Genomic DNA, 6,384 nt, shown 5'->3' with positions numbered 1-6,384 from the left:
GCGGCGGGGGCGCCGTCGCGCCTCGGTGGTCCGGGGCCCGTAGCCGACCAGGACGGCGGTCCGCCCGCCGGGCGCCGCGCCGCCGATCAGGCCCGCGGCCGGCTCGTCGTCGGCGGCCGCGGCGTCGGGCGTCCCGTCCACGCCGGGCGCGGCACCGCCCGCCTCACCGGTGTCGATGGTGATGATCGGCGTGCCGACGTCGACCATGGTGCCGGCCTCGAAGAGCAGCTCCACGACGGTGCCGGCGAACGGCGAGGGCAGCTCGACGGCCGCCTTGGCCGTCTCCACCTCGCACAGGGGCTGGTTCACCGCGACCGTGTCGCCGACGGCGACCAGCCACTGCAGGATCTCCCCCTCGGTGAGGCCCTCGCCGACGTCGGGGAGCTTGAACTGGCGCAGTGCTGACGTGGTGCTGGTCATCGGTCAGAACTCCAGGGAACGGTCGACGGCGTCCAGCACCCGGTCGAGGTCGGGGAGGTAGTCCTCCTCGAGCTTCGACGGCGGGTAGGGGGTGTCGTAGCCACCCACCCGCAGCACCGGCGCCTCCAGCGAGTGGAAGCAGGTCTCGGTGATCCGGGCGGCGATCTCCGCACCCAGGCCGAGGCTCGTGGGTGCCTCGTGCACCACCACGCAGCGGCCGGTGCGGCGCACCGACGCGAACACCGGGTCCAGGTCCAGCGGGGAGACGGTGCGCAGGTCCACGACCTCCAGCGACCGCCCCTCCTCGGCGGCGGCCTCGGCGGCCTGCAGCGCCGTCTTCACCATCGGGCCGTAGGCCAGCACGGTGACGTCGTCGCCGCCGCGGACGACGCGGGAGGCGAACAGCGGGTCGGGCGTGGCGTCCAGGTCGACCTCCGCCTTCTCCCAGTACCGCCGCTTGGGCTCCAGGAAGACGATCGGATCGGGGGCGGCGATGGCCTGCTGGATCCCCCAGTAGGCGTCGACGGGGTTGCTCACCGCGACGACCTTGAGCCCGGCGGTGTGGGCGAAGTAGGCCTCGGGGCTCTCGCTGTGGTGCTCGACGGCGCCGATCCCCCCGCCGAACGGGATGCGGATGACGATCGGCATCGAGAGCATGCCCCGGGACCGCGCGTGCATCTTGGCGACCTGGGTGACGATCTGGTTGTAGGCCGGGAAGACGAAGCCGTCGAACTGGATCTCGCAGACCGGGCGGTAGCCGCGCATGGCCAGGCCGACGGCGGTGCCCAGGATGCCGGCCTCGGCCAGCGGGGTGTCGACGACGCGGGCCTCGCCGAAGTCCTTCTGCAGGCCGTCGGTGATCCGGAAGACCCCACCCAGCTTGCCGATGTCCTCGCCCATGAGCACGACCTTCGCGTCGTCCTCCATGGCCTTGCGCAGGCCGAGGTTGAGCGCCTTGCCGATGGTGAGCACCTCGGTGGTCATGCCCGGCTCCCCTCGAAGCTCGCGTGGTAGTCCACGAACTCCGCGCGCTGTGCGGCCAGAGGGGGCGTCTGCTCCGCGTAGACGTGGTCGAACATCGACGTCGGGGCCGGATCGGGCATCTCGACGGTGCCGCGGCGGATCCGGACGGCGAGCTCGTCGGCCTCGGCCTCGACCGCGTCGAAGAAGGCGGCGTCGGCCGCCCCGCTGCGGGAGAGGTGGGCCTTGAGGCGGGCGATCGGGTCGCGCAGCTTCCACTCCTCCAGCTCGCTGGCCAGCCGGTAGCGCGACGGGTCGTCGGAGGTGGTGTGCGCACCCATCCGGTAGGTGAACGCCTCGATGAAGGTGGGGCCCTGCCCCTCGCGGGCCGCGGCCAGCGCGGCGCGGGTCACGGCGAGGACGGCGAGGACGTCGTTGCCGTCGACCCGCACGCCGGGGAAGCCGAAGCCGGCGGCGCGCTGGTAGAGCGGCACCCGGGACTGCCGCTCCAGCGGCACGCTGATCGCGTACTGGTTGTTCTGGCAGAAGAAGACGACGGGGGCCGAGAAGCTGGCGGCCCAGATCATCGCCTCGTTGACCTCGCCCTGGCTGGTGGCGCCGTCGCCCAGGAAGGCCAGCACGGCCTGCTCGGCGCCGTCGCGCTGGACGCCCATGGCGTAGCCGGTGCCGTGCAGGCACTGGGCGCCGATGACGACGGTGTAGAGGTTGAACCGGGTGGCCACGGGGTCCCAGCCGCCGTTGTCCACGCCGCGGAAGAGGCTGATGACGTGCAGCGGGTCCACCCCGCGGGCCCAGGCCACGCCGTGTTCGCGGTAGGTGGGGAAGGCCATGTCGTCGGCCGCCATGGCCCGGCCGGCGCCGATCTGCGCGGCCTCCTGGCCCAGCAGCGAGGCCCAGATGCCCAGCTCGCCCTGGCGCTGCAGAGCCGTGGCCTCGACGTCCCAGCGGCGGACGAGGGCCATGTCGCGGTACAGCCCGCGCAGCTCCTCGTCGCCGATGTCGAGGGAGTAGTCGGGGTGCTCGACCCGGTCGCCTTCCGGCGTCAGCAGCTGGACGAGGTCCTGGCCCCGGCCGGGGGGCAGGTGGGGCGCGTCGGCGCCGGGTACGGGGTCGACCACCTCGGTGATCGAGGTCTTCGCAGTCATGGTCGCGCTCCTCGCCTCGGCCACCGGCGCCCGGGGTCGCCGGGCTCGGTGGTGCTGGACGTCCGCCGGGTGTGGCGGTCCTCACACACATCCTGACATGGCCTGCCGCCTCCGCAACAGCCCCCGGCGACGACGTTCTGCGCAGGCGCCGGTCGACGAGTTGGGCAGATCGCTAGCCGGCGACCGCAAGGAGATGCCAGGATGCGCAGCATGGCCGAGGTCGACGCCACCGATGCCCGGCTGCTGCTCGCCCTGACCGAGGACCCCCGGGCGAGTGTGATGGCGCTGTCGCAGCGGCTCGGCCTGGCGCGGAACACCGTCCAGACCCGGCTGGCGCGCCTGGAGACCAACGGCGTCCTCGCCCCGCTGGACCAGCGCGTGCGGCCGGAGGCGCTGGGCTACCGGCTCGGCGCCTACATGTCCGTGCAGGTGGCGCAGCGCGGACTGGCGGAGGTGAGCGACGCGCTGGCGGGCCTGCCGGAGGTGGTGGAGGTGACCGGGCTGTCCGGCGCCACGGACCTGCTGGTGCACGTCGTGGCCATCGACGCCGACCACCTGTGGCGGGTCACCGAGGCCGTCCTCGCCATCCCCGGGGTGCAGCGGGTGGACACCGCGCTGGCCATGCGCCGGTTCGTCGACCGCCGGGTCACCCCGCTGCTGCAGCGCATCGCCGACCCCTCGGCCACCGGCTGACCGCGGCGCGTCACGGACCCGGAACCCGGGCTCGACGACGCACCGTCCTAGGGTGCGCCGTGCCCACATCCCGGACACGCCGAGCGGCGTCGCTGCTCGTCGCCCTCCTCGCCGGCCCCGTCCTCCTCGCCGGCTGCAGCCCCGAGCTCGTCGACGGGACCATCGAGCCCTTCACGAGCGCCGGCGGCCGGCTGGTGTCCCGGGAGGAGTGCACGGCCGAGTTCGAGTGCGTCACGCTCACCGTGCCCTCGGACCACTTCGCCCCGGCCTCCCGCGAGTGGGAGGTGACGTTCGCCGTCCGCCCGGCGGACGACGAGCCCCGGGGTGTGCTGGTGACGGCGACCGGCGGACCGGGGTCCAGCGGCATCCTCCTCGCCGACGCACGCGTCCAGACGCTGGACCCGGCCATCACCGACTCCTACGACCTGGTCTTCTTCGACCAGCGCGGCATCGGCCGGTCCCAGCCCTTCACCTGCGACGACGCGCTGTGGGACTTCGACGTCGTCATCGACTCCGCCGCCGACGCCGACGAGCGGGACCGCTACGCCCGCGCCGCGGAGCGCTTCGGCGAGGAGTGCTTCGAGGAGGCGGGCTTCTCCCCCGCCGAGGCGCCGCTGTTCAGCACCCGGCAGGCCGTCGAGGACCTCGAGGTGTTCCGCCAGTGGTACGGCGCGGAGCAGCTGGCCCTCTACGGGGAGAGCTACGGCACCCAGTTCCAGCAGGCCTACGCCGCCGCCCACCCGGACCGGGTGCAGAGCCTGGTCCTCGACGGCGTCGTCGACCCGCAGACGCCGATCCACGCCTTCGCGGCCGAGAGCGCGCGTGCCTACAGCGACGTCCTGGCCCTCGGGCTGGCGCAGTGCGACGACGACCGCAGCTGCGCCGCCGACGCACCCGGCCCCTCGGCCGCGGCCTACGACGCGCTCGCCGCCGAGCTGGCCGAGGAGCCCCGCGCCTACGACTACCCGCTGCCCGGCGGCGGGACCGAGGAGCGCGAGCTGACCCTCGAGGAGCTGGAGACGGCGGCGTCGACGTCGCTGAGCCTGCCGCACACCCGCCTGCAGCTGCAGCGCGCCCTGAACGCCGCCGTCGAGGGCGACGAGCTGCCGCTGGCCCGGCTGGCGGCCGCCGGTGTCGGGGCCGACCCCAACACCGGCGAGGTCCTGCCGGATCCCTCCTTCTCCTCCGCGCTGTTCCTGGCGGTGGAGTGCACGGACTTCCCGTTCCTCCGCGAGGGCCGCTCGCCCCGGGAGGAGCTGGACGCCTGGCTCGACGGCGCCGCCGAGGCGGGCGTGGCGGGCATCCGGCTCGACGACATCTACTACGCCGACCTGCCGTGCCTGTTCTGGCCGCAGGGCGGCGAGCCGGTCCCCCCGCCGCCCGCTCCGGTCGACCCGCCGTACCCGGTGCTGCTGCTGACCGCCGACACCGACCCGAACACGCCGGCGGGGAACGCCCTGCGCGTGCAGGAGCGCGACGGCGACGCCGCGCTGGTGGTGCTGACCGGCGGACCGCACGTCGTCTTCGGCTGGGGCGAGCCCTGCGTGGACGGCGCGGTGCTCCGGCTGCTGCAGTCCGGCCGGCTCCCCGCCCGCCCGGTCACGAGCTGCGCGGCGATGCCCGCGCTGCCGTACACCCCGCTGCCGCCCGAGGACGCCGAGGGCTACGACGACCCCTGGGCCACCGTCGACCTGCTGCTCACCGAACTGCTCGGCCCGACCTTCGAGGCCTGGCCGGGCAGCAGTCGCCTGGAGCTGGGCTGCCCGGAGGGCGGGGTCGCCGAGTACTCGGTGAACATGGGCGGCACGGTGGAGATCGTGCTCGACGGCTGCACCTGGACGCCCGACGTGCCGGTCGACGGCACGGTCGAGGTGGCCGACGGCGGCTACGGCGACGAGAGCATGAGCGTGACCCTGCCGTTCGCCGAGCTCGAGCTGGCTGCCGACGGGCGGCTGGACGGCACGTTCAGGGGCGAGCCGGTCGACTGATGCGCCGGCCCTTCCGCGGTTAGCCGCGCCCGGCCGCACGGGTAGGGGGCGCCGGTCCCTGCCGTCGCCTCCGAGGAGACCCGTGTCCCCCGCAGACCATGCCCTGCTGCAGGAGCTGCTCTACGCCTACGGCCCCGGCGGGCAGGAGGACGACGTCCGCGAGATCTGCCGCCGGGAACTGGAGCCCCTGGTCGACGAGCTGTCGGTGGACGCTGCGGGCAACCTGGTCGGGCTGGTCCGCGGCGACGGCATGCCGGGCGCACCCGTCGTCCGGGTCGTGGCCCATCTCGACGAGCTCTCGATGATCGTCAAGCGGGTGGCGGCGGACGGCTCGCTGCGCCTGTCGCAGCTGGGCACGATGTACCCGGCCAACTTCGGCCTCGGCCCGCTGACCGTCCTCGGGGACGCCGAACGCTTCGACGCCGTCCTGCTGCTCGGCTCGGAGCACACGACACCGGAGACGACGCAGGTCTGGCAGACCAAGCCCGACGGCGGCGACCGCGCGATGCAGTGGAGCGACGTGTACGCCTTCACCGGCCGCTCCCCCGAGGACCTGGCCGCCGCGGGTGTGCACGCCGGCACCCGCGTCTGCGTGCACCGCAACCGGCGCACGCTCGTCGACGTCGGCGAGTTCGTCGGGAGCTACTTCCTGGACGACCGGACGGCGCTCGCCGCGCTGATCGGCGCCGCCCGCCGGTTGCGTGACTGCGACCGGCGACCGCCCGCCGACGTCCACCTGGTGTGCACGACCGGCGAGGAGATGGGCGGCATCGGCGCCACGTACGCCAGCCGCACGCTGCCGGGTGACATCACCCTGGCGCTGGACATCGGCCCCGCCGAGCCGGAGTACGCCGTGGAGGTCGACGGCGGCCCGGTCGTCGTCTACGCCGACGACTCGGCCGTCTACGACAAGGCCGTCGCCGACCACCTGGTCTCGCTGGGGCGCGAGCTGGGGCTGGAACCGCAGGCCGCCGTCTTCGAGTCGTTCGACTCCGACGGCTCGCAGGCATCGAGCTCCGGGCAGGCGGCGCGGGCCGCCCTCATCTCGCTGCCCACGCTGAGCACGCACGGCTACGAGGTGCAGCACCGGGACACGGTCGACCGGGTCGCGCACCTGCTCGCCGAGTACCTCCGCCGCCCCGTGCCGGGCTCCTGAC

Annotated in this window: 6 protein-coding genes; 3 read left to right on the top strand and 3 right to left on the bottom strand. The window is 74.1% G+C overall.

What is annotated here, in order from left to right; all coding sequences use genetic code 11:
* The 3 genes from C5507_RS15435 to pdhA all read right to left on the bottom strand — a co-directional run.
* Nucleotides 1-420: biotin/lipoyl-containing protein (locus tag C5507_RS15435; RefSeq protein ID WP_346193784.1), on the bottom strand; the 420-nt coding region annotated here is incomplete at its 3' end.
* Between the two features lie 3 nt (nucleotides 421-423).
* Nucleotides 424-1,404, bottom strand: coding sequence for an alpha-ketoacid dehydrogenase subunit beta (locus C5507_RS15430; RefSeq protein ID WP_104529401.1), 981 nt, complete (start codon nucleotides 1,402-1,404; stop codon nucleotides 424-426).
* Nucleotides 1,401-2,546 carry a pyruvate dehydrogenase (acetyl-transferring) E1 component subunit alpha gene (pdhA, locus tag C5507_RS15425; RefSeq protein WP_104529400.1) on the bottom strand — a complete coding sequence of 382 codons (1,146 nt, stop codon included), beginning with the start codon at nucleotides 2,544-2,546 and terminating at the stop codon, nucleotides 1,401-1,403. Before pdhA ends, C5507_RS15430 begins: the two co-directional genes overlap by 4 nt.
* A gap of 201 nt (nucleotides 2,547-2,747) precedes the next feature.
* Between pdhA and C5507_RS15420 the strand changes: the two genes are divergently transcribed.
* The 3 genes from C5507_RS15420 (at nucleotide 2,748) to C5507_RS15410 (ending at nucleotide 6,383) form a co-directional block, all read left to right on the top strand.
* Nucleotides 2,748-3,239 (top strand): Lrp/AsnC family transcriptional regulator, encoded by a 492-nt coding sequence (locus C5507_RS15420; protein ID WP_242611217.1) that lies wholly within the window; start codon nucleotides 2,748-2,750, stop codon nucleotides 3,237-3,239.
* A 59-nt stretch (nucleotides 3,240-3,298) separates the two neighbouring features.
* Nucleotides 3,299-5,227, top strand: coding sequence for an alpha/beta fold hydrolase (locus C5507_RS15415; protein ID WP_158657625.1), 1,929 nt, complete (start codon nucleotides 3,299-3,301; stop codon nucleotides 5,225-5,227).
* 82 nt (nucleotides 5,228-5,309) lie between these two features.
* Nucleotides 5,310-6,383 carry a M42 family metallopeptidase gene (locus tag C5507_RS15410; protein ID WP_104529398.1) on the top strand — a complete coding sequence of 358 codons (1,074 nt, stop codon included), beginning with the start codon at nucleotides 5,310-5,312 and terminating at the stop codon, nucleotides 6,381-6,383.
* Nucleotide 6,384 lies beyond the last annotated feature (1 nt).

Origin of the sequence: Blastococcus saxobsidens (genome assembly GCF_002938435.1) — a bacterium.
Taxonomy (GTDB): domain Bacteria; phylum Actinomycetota; class Actinomycetes; order Mycobacteriales; family Geodermatophilaceae; genus Blastococcus; species Blastococcus saxobsidens.
The sequence above is the reverse complement of the archived record's forward strand: the minus strand, read 5'-3'. Positions and strand labels throughout refer to the sequence as shown.

Bases quoted from the DNA above. Each gene is read 5' to 3' on its own strand.
- pdhA (WP_104529400.1), bottom strand. From the start codon at position 2,546: ATGACTGCGAAGACCTCGATCACCGAGGTGGTCGACCCCGTACCCGGC.
- C5507_RS15430 (WP_104529401.1), bottom strand. From the start codon at position 1,404: ATGACCACCGAGGTGCTCACCATCGGCAAGGCGCTCAACCTCGGCCTG.
- C5507_RS15420 (WP_242611217.1), top strand. From the start codon at position 2,748: ATGCGCAGCATGGCCGAGGTCGACGCCACCGATGCCCGGCTGCTGCTC.